This is a genomic window from Paenibacillus sp. BK033 (assembly GCF_004345425.1).
In the GTDB taxonomy this organism is placed as follows: Bacteria; Bacillota; Bacilli; order Paenibacillales; family Paenibacillaceae; genus Pristimantibacillus.
Genome location: NZ_SLVP01000002.1, coordinates 27,830 through 50,275, shown reverse-complemented (window position 1 = coordinate 50,275; position 22,446 = coordinate 27,830). Strand labels below are relative to the sequence as shown.

At 53.5% G+C, this 22,446-nt stretch carries 26 protein-coding genes; 24 read left to right on the top strand and 2 right to left on the bottom strand.

Features of this window, described 5'->3' with window-relative positions:
- The first annotated feature begins 11 nt into the window (after nt 1–11).
- From pucD to EV294_RS07320, 16 genes are all read left to right on the top strand, one after another.
- Nucleotides 12–2,339 carry a xanthine dehydrogenase subunit D gene (gene pucD / locus EV294_RS07395; protein WP_132305420.1) on the top strand — a complete coding sequence of 776 codons (2,328 nt, stop codon included), beginning with the start codon at nt 12–14 and terminating at the stop codon, nt 2,337–2,339.
- Complete coding sequence (locus EV294_RS07390; protein ID WP_132305418.1) at nt 2,336–2,869, top strand: (2Fe-2S)-binding protein; 534 nt, start codon at nt 2,336–2,338, stop codon at nt 2,867–2,869. Before pucD ends, EV294_RS07390 begins: the two co-directional genes overlap by 4 nt.
- Complete coding sequence (gene uraD / locus EV294_RS30615; RefSeq protein ID WP_132305416.1) at nt 2,844–3,344, top strand: 2-oxo-4-hydroxy-4-carboxy-5-ureidoimidazoline decarboxylase; 501 nt, start codon at nt 2,844–2,846, stop codon at nt 3,342–3,344. The genes EV294_RS07390 and uraD overlap by 26 nt, the downstream gene beginning before the upstream one ends.
- A gap of 15 nt (nt 3,345–3,359) precedes the next feature.
- Nucleotides 3,360–4,319, top strand: coding sequence for a factor-independent urate hydroxylase (gene pucL, locus EV294_RS07380; RefSeq protein ID WP_132305414.1), 960 nt, complete (start codon nt 3,360–3,362; stop codon nt 4,317–4,319).
- A gap of 5 nt (nt 4,320–4,324) precedes the next feature.
- Nucleotides 4,325–4,711 carry a hydroxyisourate hydrolase gene (gene uraH, locus EV294_RS07375; RefSeq protein ID WP_132305412.1) on the top strand — a complete coding sequence of 129 codons (387 nt, stop codon included), beginning with the start codon at nt 4,325–4,327 and terminating at the stop codon, nt 4,709–4,711.
- Between the two features lie 18 nt (nt 4,712–4,729).
- Nucleotides 4,730–6,130 (top strand): allantoinase, encoded by a 1,401-nt coding sequence (locus EV294_RS07370; protein ID WP_132305410.1) that lies wholly within the window; start codon nt 4,730–4,732, stop codon nt 6,128–6,130.
- Nucleotides 6,131–6,145: 15 nt separating this feature from the next.
- The gene (allC, locus tag EV294_RS07365) at nt 6,146–7,402 is read left to right on the top strand and encodes an allantoate deiminase (RefSeq protein ID WP_132305408.1); all 1,257 of its coding nucleotides are present in this window, start codon (nt 6,146–6,148) and stop codon (nt 7,400–7,402) included.
- Nucleotides 7,399–8,640 carry a pyridoxal-phosphate-dependent aminotransferase family protein gene (locus EV294_RS07360; RefSeq protein WP_132305406.1) on the top strand — a complete coding sequence of 414 codons (1,242 nt, stop codon included), beginning with the start codon at nt 7,399–7,401 and terminating at the stop codon, nt 8,638–8,640. The genes allC and EV294_RS07360 overlap by 4 nt, the downstream gene beginning before the upstream one ends.
- Before the next feature lie 147 nt (nt 8,641–8,787).
- On the top strand, nt 8,788–9,840 hold the full coding sequence (add, locus tag EV294_RS07355) for an adenosine deaminase (RefSeq protein WP_132305404.1): 1,053 nt from the start codon (nt 8,788–8,790) through the stop codon (nt 9,838–9,840).
- Nucleotides 9,841–9,966: 126 nt separating this feature from the next.
- Entirely contained in the window at nt 9,967–10,422 is a 456-nt protein-coding gene (locus EV294_RS07350) for a VOC family protein (RefSeq protein WP_132305402.1), read from the top strand.
- A 21-nt stretch (nt 10,423–10,443) separates the two neighbouring features.
- Nucleotides 10,444–11,115, top strand: a complete 672-nt coding sequence (locus tag EV294_RS07345; protein WP_132305400.1) for a ThuA domain-containing protein — start codon at nt 10,444–10,446, stop codon at nt 11,113–11,115.
- An 89-nt stretch (nt 11,116–11,204) separates the two neighbouring features.
- Nucleotides 11,205–11,573 (top strand): ArsR/SmtB family transcription factor, encoded by a 369-nt coding sequence (locus tag EV294_RS07340; RefSeq protein ID WP_132305398.1) that lies wholly within the window; start codon nt 11,205–11,207, stop codon nt 11,571–11,573.
- 40 nt (nt 11,574–11,613) lie between these two features.
- The gene (locus tag EV294_RS07335; protein WP_132305396.1) at nt 11,614–12,120 is read left to right on the top strand and encodes a metallophosphoesterase family protein; all 507 of its coding nucleotides are present in this window, start codon (nt 11,614–11,616) and stop codon (nt 12,118–12,120) included.
- A 75-nt stretch (nt 12,121–12,195) separates the two neighbouring features.
- Entirely contained in the window at nt 12,196–12,918 is a 723-nt protein-coding gene (locus tag EV294_RS07330) for a metallophosphoesterase (RefSeq protein WP_132305394.1), read from the top strand.
- Nucleotides 12,919–12,937: 19 nt separating this feature from the next.
- Nucleotides 12,938–13,153 carry a DUF3006 domain-containing protein gene (locus tag EV294_RS07325; RefSeq protein ID WP_132305392.1) on the top strand — a complete coding sequence of 72 codons (216 nt, stop codon included), beginning with the start codon at nt 12,938–12,940 and terminating at the stop codon, nt 13,151–13,153.
- Nucleotides 13,150–13,422, top strand: coding sequence for a HesB/YadR/YfhF family protein (locus EV294_RS07320; RefSeq protein ID WP_132305390.1), 273 nt, complete (start codon nt 13,150–13,152; stop codon nt 13,420–13,422). The genes EV294_RS07325 and EV294_RS07320 overlap by 4 nt, the downstream gene beginning before the upstream one ends.
- A gap of 104 nt (nt 13,423–13,526) precedes the next feature.
- Here the strand turns inward: EV294_RS07320 and EV294_RS07315 are convergent, their stop codons facing one another.
- Nucleotides 13,527–14,174: a metal-dependent hydrolase gene (locus EV294_RS07315; protein ID WP_132305388.1), complete on the bottom strand. Its 648-nt coding sequence runs from the start codon at nt 14,172–14,174 to the stop codon at nt 13,527–13,529.
- Between the two features lie 240 nt (nt 14,175–14,414).
- Complete coding sequence (locus EV294_RS07310) at nt 14,415–14,723, bottom strand: hypothetical protein (protein ID WP_132305386.1); 309 nt, start codon at nt 14,721–14,723, stop codon at nt 14,415–14,417.
- Between the two features lie 113 nt (nt 14,724–14,836).
- Between EV294_RS07310 and EV294_RS07305 the strand changes: the two genes are divergently transcribed.
- From EV294_RS07305 to EV294_RS07270, 8 genes are all read left to right on the top strand, one after another.
- Complete coding sequence (locus EV294_RS07305) at nt 14,837–15,688, top strand: HAD hydrolase family protein (protein WP_132305384.1); 852 nt, start codon at nt 14,837–14,839, stop codon at nt 15,686–15,688.
- Between the two features lie 11 nt (nt 15,689–15,699).
- Nucleotides 15,700–16,980: a D-alanyl-D-alanine carboxypeptidase family protein gene (locus EV294_RS07300; protein ID WP_132305382.1), complete on the top strand. Its 1,281-nt coding sequence runs from the start codon at nt 15,700–15,702 to the stop codon at nt 16,978–16,980.
- Nucleotides 16,981–17,104: 124 nt separating this feature from the next.
- Nucleotides 17,105–18,064 (top strand): nucleoside hydrolase, encoded by a 960-nt coding sequence (locus tag EV294_RS07295; protein WP_132305380.1) that lies wholly within the window; start codon nt 17,105–17,107, stop codon nt 18,062–18,064.
- A gap of 42 nt (nt 18,065–18,106) precedes the next feature.
- Nucleotides 18,107–18,619, top strand: coding sequence for an acyl-CoA thioesterase (locus tag EV294_RS07290; RefSeq protein WP_132305378.1), 513 nt, complete (start codon nt 18,107–18,109; stop codon nt 18,617–18,619).
- Nucleotides 18,620–18,921: 302 nt separating this feature from the next.
- Nucleotides 18,922–19,461: a hypothetical protein gene (locus EV294_RS07285; protein WP_132305376.1), complete on the top strand. Its 540-nt coding sequence runs from the start codon at nt 18,922–18,924 to the stop codon at nt 19,459–19,461.
- Nucleotides 19,462–19,620: 159 nt separating this feature from the next.
- Complete coding sequence (locus tag EV294_RS07280) at nt 19,621–20,343, top strand: SDR family NAD(P)-dependent oxidoreductase (RefSeq protein ID WP_132305374.1); 723 nt, start codon at nt 19,621–19,623, stop codon at nt 20,341–20,343.
- Entirely contained in the window at nt 20,331–21,431 is a 1,101-nt protein-coding gene (locus EV294_RS07275; protein ID WP_132305372.1) for a threonine aldolase family protein, read from the top strand. The genes EV294_RS07280 and EV294_RS07275 overlap by 13 nt, the downstream gene beginning before the upstream one ends.
- A gap of 43 nt (nt 21,432–21,474) precedes the next feature.
- Nucleotides 21,475–22,431 (top strand): ATP-binding protein, encoded by a 957-nt coding sequence (locus EV294_RS07270; RefSeq protein WP_132305370.1) that lies wholly within the window; start codon nt 21,475–21,477, stop codon nt 22,429–22,431.
- Nucleotides 22,432–22,446 lie beyond the last annotated feature (15 nt).

Below are 22,446 nucleotides of genomic sequence, written 5' to 3'. Positions count from 1 at the left end.
GGTGGTCAACTATGCTCTTGAACAGAGAAGGAAGCGGGGATCGCTGGCGTGTTCGTCCTGACGGGCCTGGTAAAGTAACCGGCAAGCTGGCTTATCTAACCGATATGACAGCACCGGATATGCTGATTGGCCGCGTGCTGCGAAGTCCTCATGCGCATGCGCGGATTACGGCAATCCGAATCGAGCAGGCCGCGGCTTTGGAGGGCGTGCATGCCGTCATTACCCATAAAGACGTACCGGGGCTTAACCGGTTTGGAATCGCGCATCCCGATCAGCCGGTCCTATGCGAGGACCGCGTACGGTATGTCGGGGATGCGGTCGCAGCCGTAGCGGCGGATACCCTTGAAATTGCGGAGCAGGCGATTCGGTTAATCGAAGTCGAATATGAGCTGCTGCCGATTGTGGAGGATGCGGAATATGCGCTTACGGACGAAGCGCCGCGGCTTCATCCGCAAGGAAATCTGCTTCACCGGAACGGATTCCAGCGCGGCGACGTTGCCGCAGGCTTTGAGAGCTGCGCCCATGTCGTGGAAGAAACCTATTATACGCCGCGGCAGATGCATACGTACATGGAGACGGAAGGCGGCCTGTTTATACCGGGCGAGGACGGACGGCTCACCGTTTATTCGCCAACCCAGCATGGCTTTATGGACCGCATGCAGCTGGCCCGCATTCTTGCGATTCCGCAAAGCGAGATTCGGATCGTGTCCAGCCCAATCGGCGGTTCCTTCGGCGGAAAAGACGAGCTGAACGTTCAGCCTTACGGAGCGCTGCTCGCGCGGATAACCAATCGACCGGTAAAGCTTCATAACTCCAGATGGGAATCGGTTCGGGCCGGCCTCAAGCGGCATCCGATGAAAATTACGATGAAGACCGGCGTGGACGGAGACGGCCGGCTGATGGCCCACCAAGTCCGAATTATCGCGGATACGGGTCCTTACGCCACGCTTGGCGCGGAAGTGCTGAACTTCGCCGTTGAGCATGTGATAGGTCCTTACCGGTACGAGCATTTGGACGTGGAAGGCTTCTCGGTCTACACGAATAACGGGATGTCGGGCGAGTTCCGGGGCTTTGGCGGCAACCAGGCGATATTTGCCCTGGAAGGGCAGTTCGACCGGCTGGCGGAAAAGCTAGGCATGGATCCCTGGGAGCTCCGTCTCCGGAATATGCGGAGAACCGAGGACCCCGGTCCGTTCGACCAGCCTATCGCCATGACGGAAGGCGCGAAGCAGGTCTCGGCCGCGATGACTTCCAGTTCGCTATGGCAGGAGCGGTGCAGTCCCGCGGCCAAGGCAGTCCCGGATGAACCATGGATCCGGACCGGAATCGGAGCGGCATTTACGATGCATGGAGCGGGACTAGGCTTCGGCATTCCCGATCCGGCCGGCGGACGGTTGACGCTCGCCGCGGACGGCAAGATCGAAGCGGTATTCGGCTACGAGGAATTCGGGCAAGGCCTGATCGCTTCACTTGAGCAAATGCTGATTGAGCAGTTCGGCTTCGCTGCCGAGGACATCCGAATCATTATCGGCGATACGGACGTGGTGCCGGACAGCGGATCAACCACCGCATCCCGCGCCACGAGCATGATGTGGAAATCGCTGCAAAATCTGCGTCCGCTGTTCGAGGAAGCGATTCTCGGCAAAGCCGCGGATATCCTGCAGCTTCCCGCAAGCCGGCTGAGGTTTGGCGAAGGCGGCATTTACGCCATTGAAGCCAGCCCCGGGTGCCCCGAATCTGGCCATTCTGGCCATGCGCAATGTTTGATGACCTATCCGGCACTTGCGGCAGCTATCGGAGAACCGATCACGAGCACAACGCAGTTCCATTTCCCAACCTCGGCAACGGAAAAGGTAGGCGCCCATTTCCTGTATACGTATTCGGCGGTTGCCGTCAAGGTTGAAGTGAACCAGCTGACCGGGCGGGTCCGGGTGCTGCATCAATACCACGCGGTAGCCGCCGGGCCGGTGATCAATCCGCAAGGCTTTCTTGGGCAGATCGAAGGCGGCAGCAGCATGGCCATCGGCTTTGCCCTTACGGAAGACGCTGTGATGAGCGGCGGGCAATATTTGACGAAAAACCTGGATACGTACCTGGTCCCAACGATAGCGGAGCATCGCGGCACTATTGACGTTCATCCCATTGAAGAGCTGCCGGAAGAAGACCATTTCGGTCCCCGGGGGATTGGCGAGGTAGGATCGGTAACGCTGGCACCGGCGATCGCCGCAGCGATTTATGACGCGATCGGCGTTCGGGTAACGAAGCTGCCGATCGATTCGGAGCTTCTGCTCGCGCAATCTTTTGAATCATTCCTAGACAAGGCGGTGAGCGGAGAATGAAAGATTCGGCAAAGTCCATGAGTCCGCTTACGGCAAGTTCGATACCGTGCACGATTAACGGTCAGGAAGTCAGCTTGAACGTACCGCCGGCCAAGCGGCTGCTTCACGTGCTGCGCGATGACCTGGCGATGACGGGAACGAAGCGTTCCTGCGATATCGGCCGATGCGGCGCCTGCATGGTTATGGTGGGCGGCGTTCCCGTTAACTCTTGTCTTACGATGGCCTATCAATGCTCGGGCAAATCCATTACAACCATCGAAGGGGTCTCGGCGGCAGCCGGCGGCATCGACCCGATCCAAAGAGCCTTTCTCGAGGAAGGCGGCTTCCAATGCGGCTATTGCACGCCGGGAATGATTATATCGGTCAAGGCGCTGCTCGATCATACGCCGGATCCGACGCCGCTGGAGATTGAAGAAGCGTTGTCCGGCAATATATGCCGGTGCACCGGTTACGGAGGCATTAAGAGAGCTGTGCAAAAAGCGATAGAGTGGAGGAAGGAAGCCTATGAATCTGAATCTATCGGCGATTAACGAAATGCCGAAGGAAGCCTTTGTTGAAGCCCTTGGCGCTATCTTCGAGCATTCCCCTTGGGTTGCCGAATTGGCTTTTGAAGCCCGCCCCTTCCGATCGGTGGAGGAGCTTCATGACGCGATGGTGAAGGCTGTCGTTCACTCTTCGGAAGAGAAGAAGCTCCAGCTGTTCCGGGAGCATCCGGATCTGGCTACCCGCATCAAAATCGGCGATTATTCGACGAAGGAGCAGCAGGGAGCGGGACTCGACAGGCTGACGCCGGAGGAGTTCGAGGTGTTCTCGGTCAGGAACCGGGCATACACCGGCAAGTTTGGCTTTCCTTTTATCCTGGCCGTCCGCGGCAAGGACAAATCCGATATTTTAGCCGCTATGAAAGCTAGAATGAATAACAGTCCGGAAGAAGAAGCCGACGAGGCCTTATGGCAAATCGCCCGCATTACGAAATTTCGGTTGCACGACCTCATTACAGAATAGAAGGGATTGATATTCATGCTTAAACTCCGCAGCGGTCGTACTCTTTATTACGGAAAAGGCGACGTTCTTGCTTATCGCACTTATGCTAAACCTTTATCCGTTACGTCAGTTCCCGAATCCGCCTATACCGGTGACAGCAATGTCATCTTTGCCCATAACATGACGTTTGCCGTAAGCAGCGAACAGCTTCTCACTTCGTTTACCGAAGGCGACAACACGCTGGTCGTGGCTACCGACTCGATGAAAAACTTCATTCTGCGCAACACGGCCGCTTACGAAGGAAGCACGACGGAAGGCTTGCTGGCGTTTATCGCCCAGAAGTTTATGGACAGGTACCCTCATATCGATGCCGTGGAGCTGAGCGCGGACCGGATCCCGTTCCATACGCTCGAGGTTGCCTCTCCGGCAGGAGAAGGACTGGAGCCAACTCCTCTCGTCTACCGCCGATCGCATAACGATCATGCCAGCGCCTCGATGAAGCTGGGCCGGAAGGACGGAGCGCCAATGATCGAATCGCATGAATGCGCCATTACCGACCTTCAGCTGATCAAGGTAAGCGGCAGTTCGTTCTATGGTTTTGTGCGAGACGAATATACCACGCTGCCCGAGAGCTACGACCGTCCGCTCTTTATATTTCTGGATATCTTCTGGAAGTACGAGCAAGCCGGCGATGCCGTTGATGCCGGGCTGGGACGTTATGTGCCTGCCGAGCAGATCCGGGACATCACCCATAACGTCTTCCATGAGATGAAGTCGCCTTCCATTCAATACCTGATCTATCAAGTCGGCCGCCGCATACTTTCCCGCTTCCCGCAGCTCGCCGAAGTCCGCTTCGAGTCGAATAACCGGACGTGGGAGACTATTGTGGACAACACGGAGAATGATCCGGCCGGCGTCTATACCGAGCCTCGCCCGCCGTATGGCTTCCAGGGCTTTACGATGACGCAAGAAGATCTAAGAACGGACGGAGAGTGAAGCCTATGAGCGGCGGACGCATAACAACCCATGTGCTCGACATGTCGAAAGGCAAGCCTGCCGTGGGCATTCAGGTTGAACTTTATTTGATTGAGTCAGCCGCAAGCTCCGCGTTGCCGGAGGGCCGCGCCTTACTGCGGACGGCAGCCACCAATGAAGATGGACGGCTGGATGCTCCGCTGCTGGGAAGCGAGGAAATGCTGACCGCCGTTTACGAAATCGTCTTTTACGCGGGGGACTACTTCCGTGATGAGAAGAGGCGACATATTCTCGATGCGCAACCGGTGTTCGACCGGATTCCGATCCGATTCTCCGTCACGGACGCGAATTCCCATTATCATATTCCGCTGCTTGTCGCTCCGGGCGGCTACAGCACCTACAGAGGAAGCTGAACAAAAGGAGGCTTCAGGATGAACCAGGCCTATGACCGCATCATCCGAAACGGGCAGGTTGTTCTCCCGGACGGTACCTATCGATTGGATATTGGCATTATCGGGGGGGAAATCGCGGCGCTCTCCGAATCGCTGGAAGCTTTCGCAGCGGACGAAACGCTGGATGCCGACGGTAAATACGTCCTTCCCGGCATGATCGATATCCATGTTCATTTCAATGAACCTAATTTCGGCCATTGGGAAGGCTTCGCAACCGGTTCTTCGGCCCTTGCCGCCGGCGGCTGCACCGCTTACGCGGATATGCCGCTTAACGGCAATCCGCCGACGGTTACCCCGGAGGCTCTTGCCTTGAAGGGAGAGCTGGCCAAAGGAAACTCCGCTGTGGATTATACGTTCTGGGGCGGTCTCGTCCCGGGCAAGCTGGATCAGCTGGAGAAGCTGGCGGCGGAAGGCGTACGCGGCTTCAAAGCTTTTATGTCCAATCCCGGAGGAGAAGGCGAAGGCCGCTTCCACGAGGTCGACGACTTGACGTTATATGAAGGAATGAAGAAGATCGCGGCATTGGGAGGTTTTGTTGCCCTCCATGCGGAGAGTGACGCCATTACCTCCGCGCTCGCGGAACAAGCCGTACAGGAAGGGAGGACCGATGCCCGCGCTTTTGTAGCCTCCCGCCCGGTTATTGCCGAGCTGGAGGCCGTCAACAAAGCGCTCCTGTTCTCCGAGCAAACGGGCTGCGAGGTGCATTTTGTCCATATCAGCAGCGTGGAGGCAGTTGAGCTGATCGACCGGGCGAAGAAGCGAGGGGTTCCGGTCACGGTCGAGACATGCCCGCATTATCTCCTGCTGACGGATGAAGATATGGCGGAAATAGGTCCTGCCGCCAAATGCGCGCCTCCTCTTCGCAGCGCCGAACAGAAGGAAGGGCTCTGGCGCATGCTGGCGGCCGGTAAGCTGGATGTCATCGCGTCCGATCATTCCCCTTGCCCGCCGGAGCTGAAGCTCGGCGAATCCCTTACCTTCTTCGAAGCTTGGGGCGGAATTGCCGGCGCGCAGAGCAGTCTGGAGCTTATGCTTGACGAAGGTTTTACCAAGAGAGGAATCCCGCTTCACAAGCTGGTTGATCTCTTGTCCGCAGGACCCGCGAAACGTTTCGGTCTTTATCCGCAAAAAGGTCGGATAGCCGTTGGTTCGGATGCGGATCTTGTCCTCGTGGATGCAAAACGTTCTTATACCCTAACGGAAGATCGATTGCGGCAAAGGCATAAAATCAGCCCTTACCTTGGGCGGGAAATAACCTGCAAGGTGACGGCAACGCTAGTACGCGGGATAACCGTATATACCGAAGAACATGGCGTTAATCCGGTGAATCAGGGTCAGCTCTTGCTGCAGCCTGTTCAAGCGGCTCAACAAACCCCATAACAGGAGGCTGTTACGATGAGGATACCGATGGAACAAGAAGCAGCCTCTTTTGTATCCCGCCTTCTGGATGAGCTTGCCTCCTTTGGGGCAGACGAACAAGGGGGCGTTACGCGGCTGTTATATACGCCAGAGTGGCTGCAGGCCCAGCTGTTCCTGGCAGGGAAGATGAGATCGCTCGGCATGGATATAAAGTTCGACCGGGTAGGCAATCTGTTCGGGAGGCTGGAGGGCAGCAGCAAGGATGCGCCGGTTATTCTGACCGGCTCGCATGTCGATACGGTGCGTTCCGGCGGCCATTATGACGGCGCATACGGCATAGCGGCCGGAATTGCGGCAATCACCTATTTGAAGGATACGTACGGTCAGCCGGTTAACACGCTGGAGATCGTCTCCTTCTGCGAGGAGGAAGGCAGCCGTTTTCCGCTTACCTATTGGGGCTCCGGCAATATGACCGGCGTCTACGATTGGCAGAGCGGCGGGATCGTGTTCGATTCGGACGGCGTCAGCCTTCAGGAAGCGATGGAAGCAGCGGGCTTCGGCAAGCCGGAGCAGGATGCTAGCAAGCGGGAAGATATCGGAGCTTTTGTCGAGATTCATATCGAGCAGGGTCCGGTTCTTGAGCGCCAGCGCAAGCGTATCGGTATAGTTGAAGCGATAGTCGGGCAGCGCCGTTACGTCGTAACGGTGAGAGGGGAAACCAATCATGCCGGCACAACGCCAATGTCCATGCGCCATGACACGCTCGTTGGAGCGGCCGAGATGATCCTTCAGCTTGAAGCCGATGCGCTCGTGTGCGGAGAACCGCTTGTCGCTACGGTCGGACGGATTGAATGCATCCCGAATACGCCAAACGTCGTGCCTGGCGAAGTAAGCTTTACGGTGGACGTTCGTCATATCGATGAAGACGTCATTGCGAAGTTCTGCGATAACGCCATCGCTAAATTCAAGGAGATTGCCAAATGGCGGGGTCTCGAGCTCTCGATCGTGCCTTGGCTGGAGGCAAAGCCCGCGCCGATGAACAAAGAGCTGAGCGATAAGCTTGAGCGGATCTCCAATGACTTGTCTCTTCCATACCGCCGGATGGTCAGCGGAGCCGGTCATGATGCGCAGATGTTTACCGCCCATTGTCCTACCGCGATGCTGTTTGTGCCAAGCCAATCCGGCATCAGCCATTCGCCGCAGGAATATACGTCGCCTGAAGAGCTGGCCGAAGGGGTATCCGTATTGGCCGCTTTATTATACGAGTTAGCATACGAGGGGATATTGCCATGAAACGATACGCCGAACTAGCCCCATCACAACGAACGATTATGACGCCGGGTCCGGTGGAAGTGGATCCAAGAGTGCTTCGGGCGCTCTCTTATCCGATTCTGGGCCAATTCGATCCTGAATTTACGTCTTATATGAACGACACGATGGAGATGCTCCGTTCCTTGTTCCGTACAACGAATCATTGGGCCTTCCCGATTGACGGAACCTCCCGCTCCGGGATTGAAGCGGTGCTTACCAGCCTGATCGAGCCGGGAGACAAGGTGCTTATTCCGATTTACGGACGCTTCGGCAATCTGCTGTACGAGATCGCGGAGCGGGTTGGCGCCGAAATCGCTTCAATCGAGACGGAATGGGGAACCGTGTTCGATCCGGGGGACGTCATAAACGCCATACACAGGGAAAAGCCGGCGCTTGTGCTGATGGTACACGGGGAAACCTCGACCGGTCGGATGCAGCCTTTAGCCGAGATCGGCAAGGCATGCCGGGAGCTCGGTATTCTCTTTGTCGTTGATGCGGTAGCAACGATCGGCGGCGTTCCGGTGAATACGGATGAATGGTTCATCGACGCGGTCATTGGCGGAACGCAAAAATGCCTGTCCGTACCTGCCGGAATGGCTCCGATTACGTACAATGACATCGCGGCGGCCAAGATTAACGCCCGCAAGTCTATTGAACGGGGACTGCGGACAACGCAGGCGTCTAGCCTCGATAACAGCTCTGCATGCCGCCCTGTCATTCGGAGCAATTACTTCGACCTCGCCCAGCTGCAGGATTATTGGAGCCCGGCCCGGCTTAATCATCATACCGAGATGACCTCCATGCTGTATGCGCTTCGCGAGGGGCTGCGCCTGGTGCTGGAGGAAGGTCTGGAGGAGCGCTTCGCCCGCCACCGGTTGAACGAATCCGCTCTTATTGCCGGATTAGAGGCGATGGGCCTTGCTTTGTACGGCGACCCGTCCTGTAAGCTGCCGGTTGTAACCTGCATTACGATTCCAGGCGGGATCGACGGCGAATCGGTTCGCGGTATGCTGCTGAACGCCTTTGGCATCGAAATCGCCAGCTCCTTCGGCAGTTTGAAAGGGAAAATATGGCGGATCGGCACCATGGGCTATAGCTGCCGCCGGCAAAATGTCCTTCAATTGATAGGCGCGCTGGAAGCGGTATTAATCCGTCACGGAGCAAAGCTTCACGCGGGAGCGGGCTTGCAGGCCGCGCTGGATGTTTACGATCAAACATAGTAAAATGACGGAACAACCTACGTTTCGCGAGCTGTAATATAATTATATTTTGAGAAACGGTGTCCACCTTTTTGCGTTAAGCAGAGAGGGAGATGCCGTTTTCACATACCGTTATCCATAAACGTCCCCGGAAGGAAGGTGTACATCATGAATCCGCAACAAACCGAACGAAACGAACGCATGAAGGAACTGCCCAAGATCGATCTGCATGTGCATTTGGACGGCAGCGTAAAGCCGGATACAATCCGGGAGCTGGCGAAGGAGCAAGGAAAGCCGCTTCCGGCAGGCGCGGAAGGCGATCTGACCCCATGGATGCAAATTGATGAAACCTGTAACAGCCTGGTTGAATATTTGAGCAAGTTCAATTTCGTCCTGCCGTTTATGCAGACGGCCGAATCGCTTGAGCGCATTGCGGAGGAGGTGGTCGAGCAGGCGGCGGCTTCCGGGTGTCTCTACATTGAAGTTCGATTTGCCCCTTTGCTTCATACCCTTGAAGGCCTATCGGCAGGCGAAGCGATTCTGCATACGATTGCCGGACTGCAGAAGGGCGAACAAACGTTTGGCGTCAAAGCTAGAGTGATCGTCATCTGTATGCGCCATGATTCGGTAGAGAGAAACCTTGAGGTTATCGAGGCGGCCCGCGAATATTACGGAAAAGGCGTGGTTGCCGTCGATCTGGCTGGCGACGAAGCGGGATTCCCTCCGGAACTCCATCAAGAAGTGTTCGAGCTGGCGAATCGCTACGAGCTGCCGATCACGATTCATGCCGGCGAAGCGGGCGGCGCGGCTAACGTAAAAGAATCCATTACCAGACTAGGTGCCCGCCGGATTGGCCATGGCGTTCGCATTACCGAGGATCCGTCGGTTATCGAGTTGGTAAGAACAACCCGAACCCCGCTCGAAATGTGTCCGGTCAGCAATATTCAGACCAAAGCGGTAACGGGCTGGGATGCTTATCCGATCCGCAGATTTCTGGAGGAGGGACTTCTGGTTACGGTGAATACGGATAACATGACGGTGTCCGGCACTACGATGAATTACGAATTCGAGATGCTTGCGGAGCATTGCGGCTTTACGATCGAAGAGCTTGCGCAGCTGACCGTTAATAGCGCTGAAGCAGCCTTCCTTCAAGGCGAGGAAAAGGAAGAGCTTAAAGCGGCAGTTCATAACGCATTGCAAAAGCTAGGCTATACCCTCTAATCTTTTTTTGCGCTTAGCGGCAGGGATCATAGAGAGAATGGCGAACCTCCCAATATAGGGAGAAAACGTTTTCTATTCAGCCAACTCCTGCCCATTACAGCGTCCGGAAAAGAAAGGGGTATAAGTATGAGTCAGTCGGCAATCGGAACAAAGATGATCACCCAAATCGGGATTCTTGTGCATGATATCGAGGCGGTAAGCGAAGCGTATGCGAATTTCTTCGGAGTAGAAAAGCCGGGGTGGAGCTGGACGGATACCCCGGACAAAGCCCAAACCGAGTTTCAAGGCGAACCTTCCGAAGCGCGGGCGAAGCTGGCCTTTTTCGATATGGACTCCCTTCAGCTCGAGCTGATCGAACCGGATATGCACCCGAGCACCTGGCGGAATTATTTGGAGGAGCACGGGGAAGGACCGCATCATATCGCGTTTGTGATTGAAGGCATGAAAGAGAAGATTGCCATCATGGAGAGCAAAGGCATGAAGCTGCAGCAGAAGGGCGAATATACCGGCGGGCGTTATGCGTATTTCGATACGGTTCCGCAGCTTAAGGTATTGGTCGAACTGCTGGAGAACGATAAATAACAACGGGGGGAGGACGGCACGATGCATAAATTGTTAGCGGTAGTCGGGGATTACTATCATCCCGAGGCGGTTGTTAAAGAAGGACTTGAGGAAAGCCTGGCATCCTGGCTGGCTAGCGGCAACGTAAGTCTTGCTTACACGACGGTCGACCGTCTGACGACAGCGCTTCGGGATAAGCCGGACGCGGTCATTCTCTTCAAGGACGATAAAATCAATCCGGCCGACGAGAACCCGGCGCATTGGCTGGATTCCGAGACGGAGCAAGCGATGCTCCAGTACGTCTATGAAGGCGGCGGCTGGTTCTCCTGGCATTCCGGGCTTGCGTCTTATCCGGAGGACGGCGCATACATCTCGATGACACGCGGATATTTCAAGTACCATCCCGAGCAGAAGCCGGTTCGCTTTGAACCTGTGGCGAGTGATTTCTCGGGTTCAACCGACCATTTTGTCATTAACCCGGCGTTAGGCTTCGAATCGGTGGAAGAGCACTATTTCGTCTATTGCGACGAAGCCAATACCCATGTGTTCATGCGAACCTTCTCGGAGGACGGAGAATCGATCGGCGGCTGGTCGCATCCTTACGGCAAAGGACGGGTATGCTGCCTGACCCCGGCCCATAATCTTCACTCTCTCATCCTAAGCGAAATGAAGCAATTGGTTGAGGCCTGCATTCGATGGTGCGCACGGGCATAAAACCGCATATCCGCGATTAAGCTCCTTCTATAGAGGAGCTTCTTCTTTTTCTGCTATAATGTCGGTATGTACATAAGGTGGTGCTCGTAATGGAAAAAATGATCGATGATCAATGCGACGATTCGTGCCATGGCACGGAGCTTCACAGCGATAGTCTGGCAAATGCCAGAATGGAAGAGCCGACCGCCATTGACCTGGCGGAGATGTTCAAGGCGCTTGGCGACCCGACCCGGGTGAAAATGATTTACGCGCTGCTTGACCGGGAGCTCTGCGTGCATGATTTATGCCAGGTGCTCGACATGGCGCAATCGGCTGTCTCCCATCAGCTGCGGTATTTGCGCAACGTCCGGATAGTTAAACGGCGCAAGGCCGGCAAGACGGTCTATTATTCGCTGGACGATGACCATGTGAAGGAAATCTTTATTCAGACGCTCCAGCATGTGCAGCATTATGCCTGATTGACCCCAAATCCGGAAGGCTTAAGGAGTGTTGTGCGCTATGAAAATCGTGGTTGTCTCGGATACCCATATGCCGCGAATGGCGAAGGCTCTTCCGCCCAGGCTTCTTGCCGAGCTTGCGAACGCCGATCTCATTCTTCATGCGGGCGATTGGACCAGCTTAGACGTATACAGGGAGCTGTCAAGGTTTGCACCGGTTAAAGGCGTCGCCGGCAACAATGACGGGGAAACGATCGTCAAGAAGCTGGGCTATAAGAAAATCGTAAACGCCGGCGGGAAGCGGATTGGCCTTGCGCACGGCCATCTTCCCTACGCAAGCAAGAAGGCGGAGCAGAACGCCGCCTTGTCATTTGCCGCGGGACAGGTGGATGCGATCGTATTTGGCCACTCCCATGTTCCATTCCTGAAGGAACAAAGCGGAATTCTGCTGTTTAACCCCGGCTCGGCGACGGCAAAACGCAAGCAGCCTCAATATTCGTTTGGCATTATGAGCATTACGGAAGGCGAACTGAAGGCACGGCATATTTTTTACGATAACAAAGTCTGAAGTGCCGCAAGGGAGGCTGGTATAATCGTCTACATCCTAATCGGGCTGGCGGCCCTAATTGCGCTGATCTACGGTTTGTTTATTCTCCCTACGCAATGGCTGAAGGTCGAGAGAGTCCGTTATAAGACGGGAGCAGGTATAAAAGTTCTTCAAATCAGCGATATTCATATCGAGCATATTCGTATTCCGGCCAGCCGGTTAACCCGTTTAATAAAGGCGGAGAAACCCGCGTATATTGCGATTACCGGTGATTTTACCGAGCTTGCCCCGTATCTTCACAAGCTGCAGCGCTACATGAAAGAGCTGGCATCCGCAGGCGTACCCATCCTGGCGGTCTACGGGAATCACGATCATCATCTGGCTCCCGACGCGCTGAAGCAATTAACGAAGATACTCGAGGGCGCCGGGGTCCGCCTGCTTCACAACGAAGTGCTGGATCAAGGGCATTATCAGTTTATCGGCATTGATGATTGGACCAGCAAAAAAAGCGATCCCGAACGTGCGTTCGCGAAGGCTGATTCCGGCAAACCATCGATTGTTTTAACGCATGATCCGAATGTTGTCCTGCATATCAAGGATTCGTTCGCTTACCTGATGGCAGGGCATTTTCACGGGATGCAGTTTCATCTTCCGTTCCTGTTCAAGTATTTGAAGAAGGGCGCATTGCCTGCGGCGGGAATTTATAAAGGGATGCACAAGATGGAGAACGGCATGATTTATATTTCGAAAGGAATCAGCCAGACCGGCACGAATGCCCGATTCCTTATTCGAAGCGAGGTCACCATCCATCAATTGTAGCAGACGGGGAGCGGGAAGCGTGACGGACCGGGAGCAACAGCCGAAATCTTGCAAAATCGAACGCATCGCATCCGTAGCAGGCCTTACGGACGATCTGGTGCGGCTCGAAGTAGAAGGAAAGTTTGTTAACGTCCCCCGAAGCAAGACTTCGGAAAACCTGGTTCTTGGCGATCGGGTGAGCTGGAGCGGGACAGTCTGGGTGAAAATACGGGAAGAGGAGGTGAAGAACCGATGAAAATGAGCGTTACTTCTGCCGCAACGGCACTTTTCAAACAAGAATGGGGTTTCCAGAACAACGACAGCGTGCGGATCTTTGTCCGTTACAGCGGCGGCGGAGAAGACGCCTTCGCATTTGGCATTATGAAGGATACCGCCCGTTATCCGGCCGTATCGACGGTGGAGGACGGCATTACGTTCTACATGGAGGAAAATGATGCGTGGTATATGGAAGGAAAGGATCTTACCATCGACTGCCGCAATGACAATATCGTATTTCTTCGTTAAGCTCTCGCTTAAACGATACAAAGAAAGACGCTTCAACCCTGTAACCACATGGTCTTGAAGCGTCTTTTCTTCATATTGCCCCGGCCCGATTGCTATAAGGGCAGCTATAGGAATGGAAGCTTGAAGGGTTTCTTGACGAGCGGATACAGCCACTTCACTCCGCTGGGCGTTAACGTGTCCGCAATCAAATGCGATAAGTACCCGGCGACGGCAATCTGCATAACGCCTTCCAGCTGAAGCTGCTGCTCCAATCCCCACGCAATGGCGCCCCACGCGACAACCGCCCATATCGTATGGGTTAATCCGCGGTGCTTCAGCCAAGGCACCCAAACGACAAAGATGCCAAAACCGATTAACCAGGTCATGCCCATCGTTATTCCGCCATAGATCAATGCGGCGCCTACCGCGCTAACCAATGCGTTGCGGATCGTGCCGCTGCGTACGACAAGTCCTAACAGCAGAAGGGCGGCGCAGGCAATGCCAAGAGGGATGTTTATGTAATGATCGCTCAAGTATAGATACGCCGTGACGGCGGTCAGCAGCCAGCCGCTTCCGAGAAGCAGGCCGTGCAGCCATTTGGAAATTTTGCTTGCTTTCGAGCTTAATAGGCTAGGCCCGTCAAGATCGGCGCTTAAGGCGGAGAATGCGGCTACGGCAATATAAGTTGCTGCATTAACGAGAGTAAACGGATAATGAGCCGCTGCGGCTGAGCCAATCGCAACGCCGATAGTAAGATGAGTCGTGCCTTTCATTGGACCTCCTGTGACTGTTTTGCAGTAATCAAACATATGTTCGCATAACCATTATAGCGTATATGTTCGGCAAATGCCACATGAGTCAACATAAAAATTCATACGTTAACTCATCGTCAAGGAGCGATCCTAATTCAATTGTACGTCCATCGTAAAAACCTGCACGGAGACTGCGATACGTTTTGTATATTTTTCCATATAACAACCTCCTTTATTTGGATGCCGTAATGTATGCGAATGCTAACGGTCCTTCCGCGGACGGCGGTCAATCTCTTCCGATACGACAAAGGCGAGCTCTTCATTGCCAAACAGCGACAACACCTGCAAAACGGTAGCATCGTCAATATCGCCCGCTTCTTCCTTAGGCGCGGTTAATGGTAATGCTGCAAGCAGGCGGGGATTTCCGCCCTGATGCGGATACGCCCGGGAATAGAGTTCTACCGCATCCAGACCATAATTCACGCACCACTGGGCGAACACAAGAATCATCGTATCTTCATCCCGTTTATATCTTTCTATGATAATCTGTTCCATTTCTTTTGAATTCATTGCTATTTCTCCTTTAAGAAGGTAATATAATTTACGAAAAAATATTCATAATAGACGGATTGTAATATGAAAATAGCCAGATTACAAATGCTATTCTAATGGAGGAATCTATTATGCCTTCCTGCTATTTAACGGATCTGGACGGCACGCTGCTTCGTTCGGATCAGACTTTATCGGCTTATACGATAACTCAGCTTAAGGAAGCGCTGAATGCGGGCGTAATTATCAGCTATGCGACAGCTAGAAGTTATGCGAGCTCTCATAAGGTTACTTCTTCCATTCCCTGGCGTTATCCGGTTGTGCTGTATAACGGCGCCGTTATTTTCGATCCTGAAGGGAAGCGGGTGTTAGGCGGCAATTGGCTTAGTCCTCAATTATCGAATGATATACTGGAAGCGGGACGGCAGCATGGACTCGCTCCGCTCGTATTCGCGTTGAATGAAGACGATCAGGAGAAAGTGCTGCATGAGAAGCTAACCCGGCCGGGAGACCTTTCCTTTTATGAGAGCAGACCCCAAGACCCGCGTTTTACGGAACTAGAGCATCTTCATGTCGATGATTCCTTCCGTTCTCTTATCATCAGTTACATCGGACTGTATGAAGAGCTTGAGCCGTTGAAACAGACGGCAGAGCGATTGTTTGGCGGGCTTGTTCACATGGAGTTCATAAAAGACGCGTATATTAAAGATCATTATTTTCTCGAAATGAGTCATCCCTTGGCGAATAAAGGCGAAGGGGCGAGGTTATGGGCAAAGCTCGTCGGAACGGAGCTGTCGGATGTTACGGTATTTGGCGACAATCTGAATGATCTAGGCATGTTCCGAGCGGCAGGAACCCGAATAGCCGTCGCGGATGCGCATGAACAAATCTTGCGATTGGCGGACCGCATCGCCGGCACCAATAATGAGGATGCGGTCGCCCGATATATAGCAGTAGAACGGTCTCGATTGACTACTTGGGAATAAAGAGGGGAATTATGAGAAGACTTCAAGGCCTGATTGCAATGATGTTCATTATTCTCGTTTTGCTGGCACCTATGCCCGCTTTTGCCGAAGAAACCTTGCAGACGCCAGGGGAACAAACCAGGCAGCCCGCCGATCAGACGGTAGTGCAGCTGCCGGAAACGCCTCATTCCGAGGCGGCAATCTTGATTGATGCCAAATCCGGCGCCGTGTTGTTTGCCAAGAATGAAACGGAACGCTTGTACCCGGCCAGCATAACCAAAATTGTAACCGGCATCATTGCGCTGGAGCAATCGGATCCTTCCGACATCGTAACCGTCTCCAAGACGGCGCGGGGCGAAGACGGCACCCGGATCTACCTGGCGGAAGGCGAGCAGAAGCCGATGCTGGATCTTATCGAAGGTATGCTCATTAACTCCGGGAACGATGCGGCCACCGCGATAGCGGAGCATATCGACGGTACCAAAGAGCAATTTGCCGTTCGTATGAATGAATTTGTGCGCAAGCTTGGACTCTGGGATACGAATTTCGTCAATCCAAGCGGCTTGCCGGATGATAATCAATACACGACAGCGAGAGATATGGCCAAGATTGCGCAATATGCGATGCAAAACGAGCAATTCCGGCAGGTGGTGGCAACCAAATCGAGGCCGTGGGTCGGTCAAGAATGGGTCTCCAAGCTAGAAAACCACAACAAGCTGCTGGGCAGCTACGATGGCGCCATTGGCGTGAAGAACGGCTTTACGCAGGCGGCAGGCTATACCTTGGTTTCCGCGGCGCAGCGCGGCGATATGGAGCTTATTGGCGTTATTCTGAAAGGCGCTACCGATTCGGGCGTTTATAAGGATATGACGCAGCTGCTTGATTACGGGTTTGCCCATTTTTCGAGCATGCAGGTTATGGCCGCCGACGAGAAGCGGACGTTCGTAACGCGGGACACAGGGAAGCCGGCGGAATTTATGGCCGACAAGCCGCTATACGTGACGGTCAAGGACGGGGTTGTTCCTGACGTAGTTGTAGACTCAAGCGGCAAAGCTTACGTTCAATCTTCGGAGGTTTATAATCCGGCCGAAACAGCGGGGACTTTGGTTCCGATCATTCCGCTTGCCGAACAGGCAGAGGTTCAGATTGCCTCGGTTAAGAATTCGGATCCCCTCAAAGGCAGCGGACAATCCGATAATTTCACAGGCTGGCATCTGGGAATTGCGATTACCTGGTCCGTCATGCTTCTATTCATGCTGTTAGCAGGAAGAATCATGTATGTAAGGCAACGCAGAAGAAGACTATATAAATAAAGCGTAAGAGCCAGGACTTATAAGAAGTCTTGGCTCTTTTTAAATTCCAGCCGTTTCACTTAGGGTAGGCAAAATTTGTCGAATTCGATTACAATAGAGGTATTCGGACAGGAGGAATAGCAATATGAACGCAAAGACACGAATTATTTTGGATGTAGACACGGGGATTGACGATGCACTGGCCATTTTGTATGCCTTGCTCTCGCCGGATATTCATGTGGAAGGACTAACAACCGGCTTTGGAAATATTCATGTGGAACAAGCTACGGAAAATACGCTCAGGCTCATTAAGCTGGCGAATTGCGGCTACGAGGTGCCGGTCGCGGCAGGGGCTTCCGGTCCGCTGAAGCGTGAATATGCCGGTCCGGTGCCGCATATTCACGGCTATAACGGGATTGGCGACGCGGAGATTCCGCCAACGGAGCAGCAGCCTCTGAAGGAATCGGCAGCGGAATTTATCGTCCGTAAAGCCCACGAACTGCCGGGCGAGCTGGTTGTGATTACCGTCGGCCGCATGACCAACCTGGCTCTGGCCTTGTCGCTGGATCCATCCATTGCGGGCAAGATCCGTCAAGTTGTCGTAATGGGCGGAACCGTCTTCGCTGCGGGTAACGTCACTCCGGTCAGCGAAGCGAATCTGTGGGGCGACCCGGAGGCGGCTCAGCAAGTGTTCCGTTCCGAGGTGCCGCTTACGATTGTAGGTCTGGACGTTACGCTGGAAACGAGATTATCCAAAGGTCATCTGGCCCAGCTTCGTCAGCTTGCACCGGATAACAAACAGCCAATCGTCGATTTTTTACATACATCGCTCGAGAAGTATTTCGATTTCTATCTCCAAACCAATCAATACCTCGGCGAATGCCCGATGCATGACCCGCTTGCGGTGCTGGTCGCGGTTAATCCGTCTCTTGTGAACACAAGAGTCATGCATGCGGATATCGATTGCGGACACGACTTGACGGCAGGCATGATCATTACGGACCGCCGGGTCATTCCGGCCGTTGGAAGAGAGATTACATTCTGTCTGGAAGTGGATGCCGACCGTGCTCTGCGGCAAATGCTGTCCGTGTTTCTTGCACCTTAAGAACAGATAAGTTGATATCGACAAGGAAAGAAGATGGCTCATATGGAACAACGTTATTCCCGCGAATCCAGATGCTACAAGACGTCCAGGATTTTCCCGACGGATGTGAATAACCACAACACGTTATTTGGCGGCAAGCTGATGGCCTATATCGATGATATTGCGTCCATTGCCGCGACTAAGCATTGCCGGCGCGCCGTCGTAACCGCGTCCACCGACTCCGTCGATTTTCTGCAGCCGATCCGGCCGTCGGATTCCGTATGCCTGGAGTCCTTTGTTACTTGGACGGGCCGTACGTCCGTGGAGGTGTTTGTTAAGGTCATTAAAGAAGATCTATTAACCGGGGAGCGCGTCGTTGCGGCAACCTCTTTCCTGACCTTTGTCGCTCTGGATCAGAATAAGCACCCGGTACCCGTGCCCAAGGTCATTCCGGAGTCCGAGGAGGAATTCAAGCTGTACGAGACGGCTCCTCATCGTGCGGAGATGCGGCGGATTCGCCGCGAGGAGAGCAAGAAATTCGCGGACTTTTTGACGGTTGCCCATCCGTGGGATTAATAGAGGACAGAAAAAATGCGCATTCAGCTCGAATGCGCATTTACTACATAGTGGATACAGCCGTATACGAATAAGGCTAAAACCACGCATAATCCAATGATAATGAATACTGCTTTACGACCATTCATTTAAGCACCAGCTTTCTTATGTACATCGATCTTGGGTCTATTATATACGAATATGGTAGTAAAGTCATGGCAAGGCAAGTCTTGCTTCATTCCGCGATGTTACATATACTTTTAGAATCGGGTTATGCTTGACCCGGCTTTAAGGAAGTCTGGCAAGAGGGGAATGACGACAAAATGGAGCAAGCTTCCAAACCGCAGCAGGATGCCACAAACATTCCGCAGGAGGAGTTTTTCGCTGCTGCCGCATTATTTTGCCGCGCATATCCAGTATTCGTCGCGGAGATTGACCGTGTAGAAGCCGAACGCGGAAGATTAAACGACTTCCAGCTTATGCGTGCGGTGAACAAAGCCAAAGAAGGTCTTGTTATTTTGGGCTGGGATTGCCGAAAAGCCGTTAATGCGCTATTTGATACGTATGTGGAGATCTATAAGCATAGCAGCAAGGATGACGCCAACGAATGGGCGGAATCAACCTTCGGCTGCAGCAAGACCCTAATCTACGAGCCTCCTCTTGAAGAGGAAGAGATACTGGAGCAAGGCTTGTCCCTGGAATTTCGCATTGAGCAGCTTACGGCACTTATTCATGAACAAGAGGCAACTCTGCTGCAAAATTACAGGGATCTCTACCGGCTTAAGATCGCTGCCGCCCATGAGGCGGAAGCCGATAACAGCCAGGGAGAATCGGAGCAAAACAGCAATCAGCTTGAAGAGTAAGGAGAAAAACCGCTGTCGGCTCCGGCAGCGGTTTTTCCCATTCGGTTTGCGTAAACGATTTCATGCGAAGGGTTGTATGCTATACTTAGAAAGCGATACCTGCTCAGACTTGGTTGAAAAAGATTAGGAACGGACAGTCAGGGAGAGGAGACGGGAAACATGATCAGAACTATGCTAGTGACAGGCGCGGATCGCGGGGTTGGCTTGGCGCTTGCCGCCAAATGGCTGGAGGACGGCAACCGCGTATTCGCGGGACAATATGCGGACAGCCCCGGATTGCAAGAGCTGCTGCAGCAATACGGCGAGCAGCTGACGGTGTTCCCGCTGAATGTGGCAAGCGACGCAAGCGTGAAGCAAGCTCATGAATGGGTACGGTCCCGGACGGATAAGCTTGATGTTCTTATAAATAATGCCGCGATCCTGGGAGATATTCGAAATACTATTCTCGGAGAGCTCCAATATGAAGAAATGCTGAGTGTATTTAACGTGAATGCTCTAGGCAGCTTACGCATGAGCCAGACGTTTACGCCTCTTCTGCTGCAAAGCGATTCCAAGCTGATCGCCAATATTTCATCGGAAGCAGGCAGCGTTACTGATTGCTGGCGCGATGCCTGGTACGCGTACTGCATGTCCAAGACGGCGGTGAACATGCAATCGAAGCTCATACATAACGGACTCAAGCCGCAGGGAGGACGCGTGCTGGTCATTCATCCGGGCTGGGTGAAGACGTTTATGCAGGGCAAGCTGGATGAAGCGGCCGAGCTGACACCCGAGCAGTCCGCGGCAGGAATTACGAAGGTGATCCAGTCGGCATTAGCAAGAGATGCGGCTGAAATGGAATGCGAATACGTAGATTACGAAGGTAGGAAATTGAATTGGTAAAGACACTTTTAGAAGCGTTTAACGCAGCGGAATACCCGGTAGTCGGACATGGAAAACGCAATGTTCAGGTCCTTAAGGATACCTTTGACCATCTGGACGGCGAGATGGATAGCGATATTTACGGTACGGGAAAAGTGATCGAAGATTTTCAAGCGAAAATAGCGGCTTTTCTAGGGAAACCTTCGGCAGTCTTTTTTCCTAGCGGTACGATGGCCCAGCAAATCGCGCTTCGGCTATGGTGCGAGGAGAAGAGCAGCCGCAAGGTTGCTTACCATCCATTATGCCATCTGGAGATTCACGAGCAGGATGGTCTGAAGGAGCTTCATCATTTGGAACCCGTACTGCTGGCCGATAAAGACCGCTTAATCACGCTTGATGATGTGAAGAGCATGGATGATGACATTGCTTGTATGCTGCTTGAACTGCCCCAAAGGGAAATAGGAGGACAGCTGCCCGCCTATGAGGAGCTTGAGGCGATTGCGGACTACTGCCGCGAGAAAGGCATCAAGCTTCATCTTGACGGTGCTAGACTTTTTGAGATTTTGCCTTATTACGGGAAGACGGCGGCAGAAGTGTGCAGCTTGTTTGATAGTGTTTACGTGTCCTTTTACAAAGGCATCGGCGGTATTGCGGGAGCAATTCTTTCGGGCGAGGAAGAGTTCACGAAGCTATCGAAGATCTGGAAACGGCGCCATGGCGGAGATCTGATCAGTCTCTATCCGTATATTCTAAGCGCGGATCAGGCGTTTGACGAACGGCATCCGAAGATGGAGCAGTATTACCTTTCTGCCATAGAACTAGCCGGCCTGTACAATAGCGGAATTGAAGGCATTAGAACACGCCCGATGGTGCCGGTATCGAACATGTTTCACGTTTATGCCGCCATGCCGAAAGAAACCTTTGAGAGGATCTTGCTTGAGATATGCGAAGAGTCCGGGATTGGCTTGACGGGCAATGTCCGTGACGCAGGGGAAGGGGCCTCCTATTATGAAGTAAGCTTGGGAGACCGTTATCCCGCGATTCCGAAGGAACGGTTGAAACAAGCCTTTGAGCTGCTTCACGAGAAAGTAAAACAAACGGCGAAATGAATATGTTACTATTTTCTATATAGCGGTGAAGGAGGAAGCGAGAATGTCGGATTATGATGAGCTCTCGGAAAGACGAAGGAATAAGCTGAAGCTGATGCAGTTCGATAAGGATGAGCATTCCTTGGTCGAATCGGACAAGCCGAAGGAAACCTTCGAGGATGTTGGCGGACTGGAAGAAGTAAAGAAGAAGATCCGCATGAACTTTATACTGCCTTTGCAGCAGCCGGAAATCTTCAAGGCTTACGGCAAAGAGGCTGGCGGCAGCCTTCTCTTGTTCGGACCTCCCGGATGCGGCAAGACGTTCCTTGCCCGAGCGGTCGCCGGCGAGATTGACGCGAATTTCATTCATATCGAGCTGCAGGCGATCCTGTCGATGTATGTCGGTCAAAGCGAGCATAACCTGCACGACGTATTCCAGAAAGCCCGGGAAAATAAGCCATGCGTTATCTTTATCGATGAGCTGGATGCAATGGGCGGCAGCCGTCATCAGATGAGGCAGCATCACGAGCGCATGCTCGTCAATCAGCTTCTGACGGAGCTGGACGGACTGCAATCCGGCAACGACCAGGTATTCGTCATTGGGGCAACCAATACGCCTTGGTATCTGGATTCTGCCTTGCGCCGCCCCGGAAGGTTCAATCATCTAGTGTTTGTACCGCCGCCTGAAGAGGAGGAGCGTTCCACCATCTTACAGCTGAAGCTTGCAGGCAAGCCTACGAGCTCGCTCAATCTGGGCAAGCTTGCCGCAGAGACGAAGCTGTTCTCCGGAGCCGACCTGGAGCAGGTTGTGAATGATGCCGTAACCTCTGCGATGGAGAGAACGTTCGAGACCGGCGACATTCAGCCGATTACGCAGGATGATCTCCGGAAAGCGCTGAAGGAGCGGAAGGCGACAACGATCGAATGGTTTGCGACAGCGAGAAACTATGCCACCTTCAGCGACGTGAACGGGGATTACAAGATTGTGCTGGATTACGCGAAGAAGCATGGGATAAAATAAACGATTCGGGAGGAG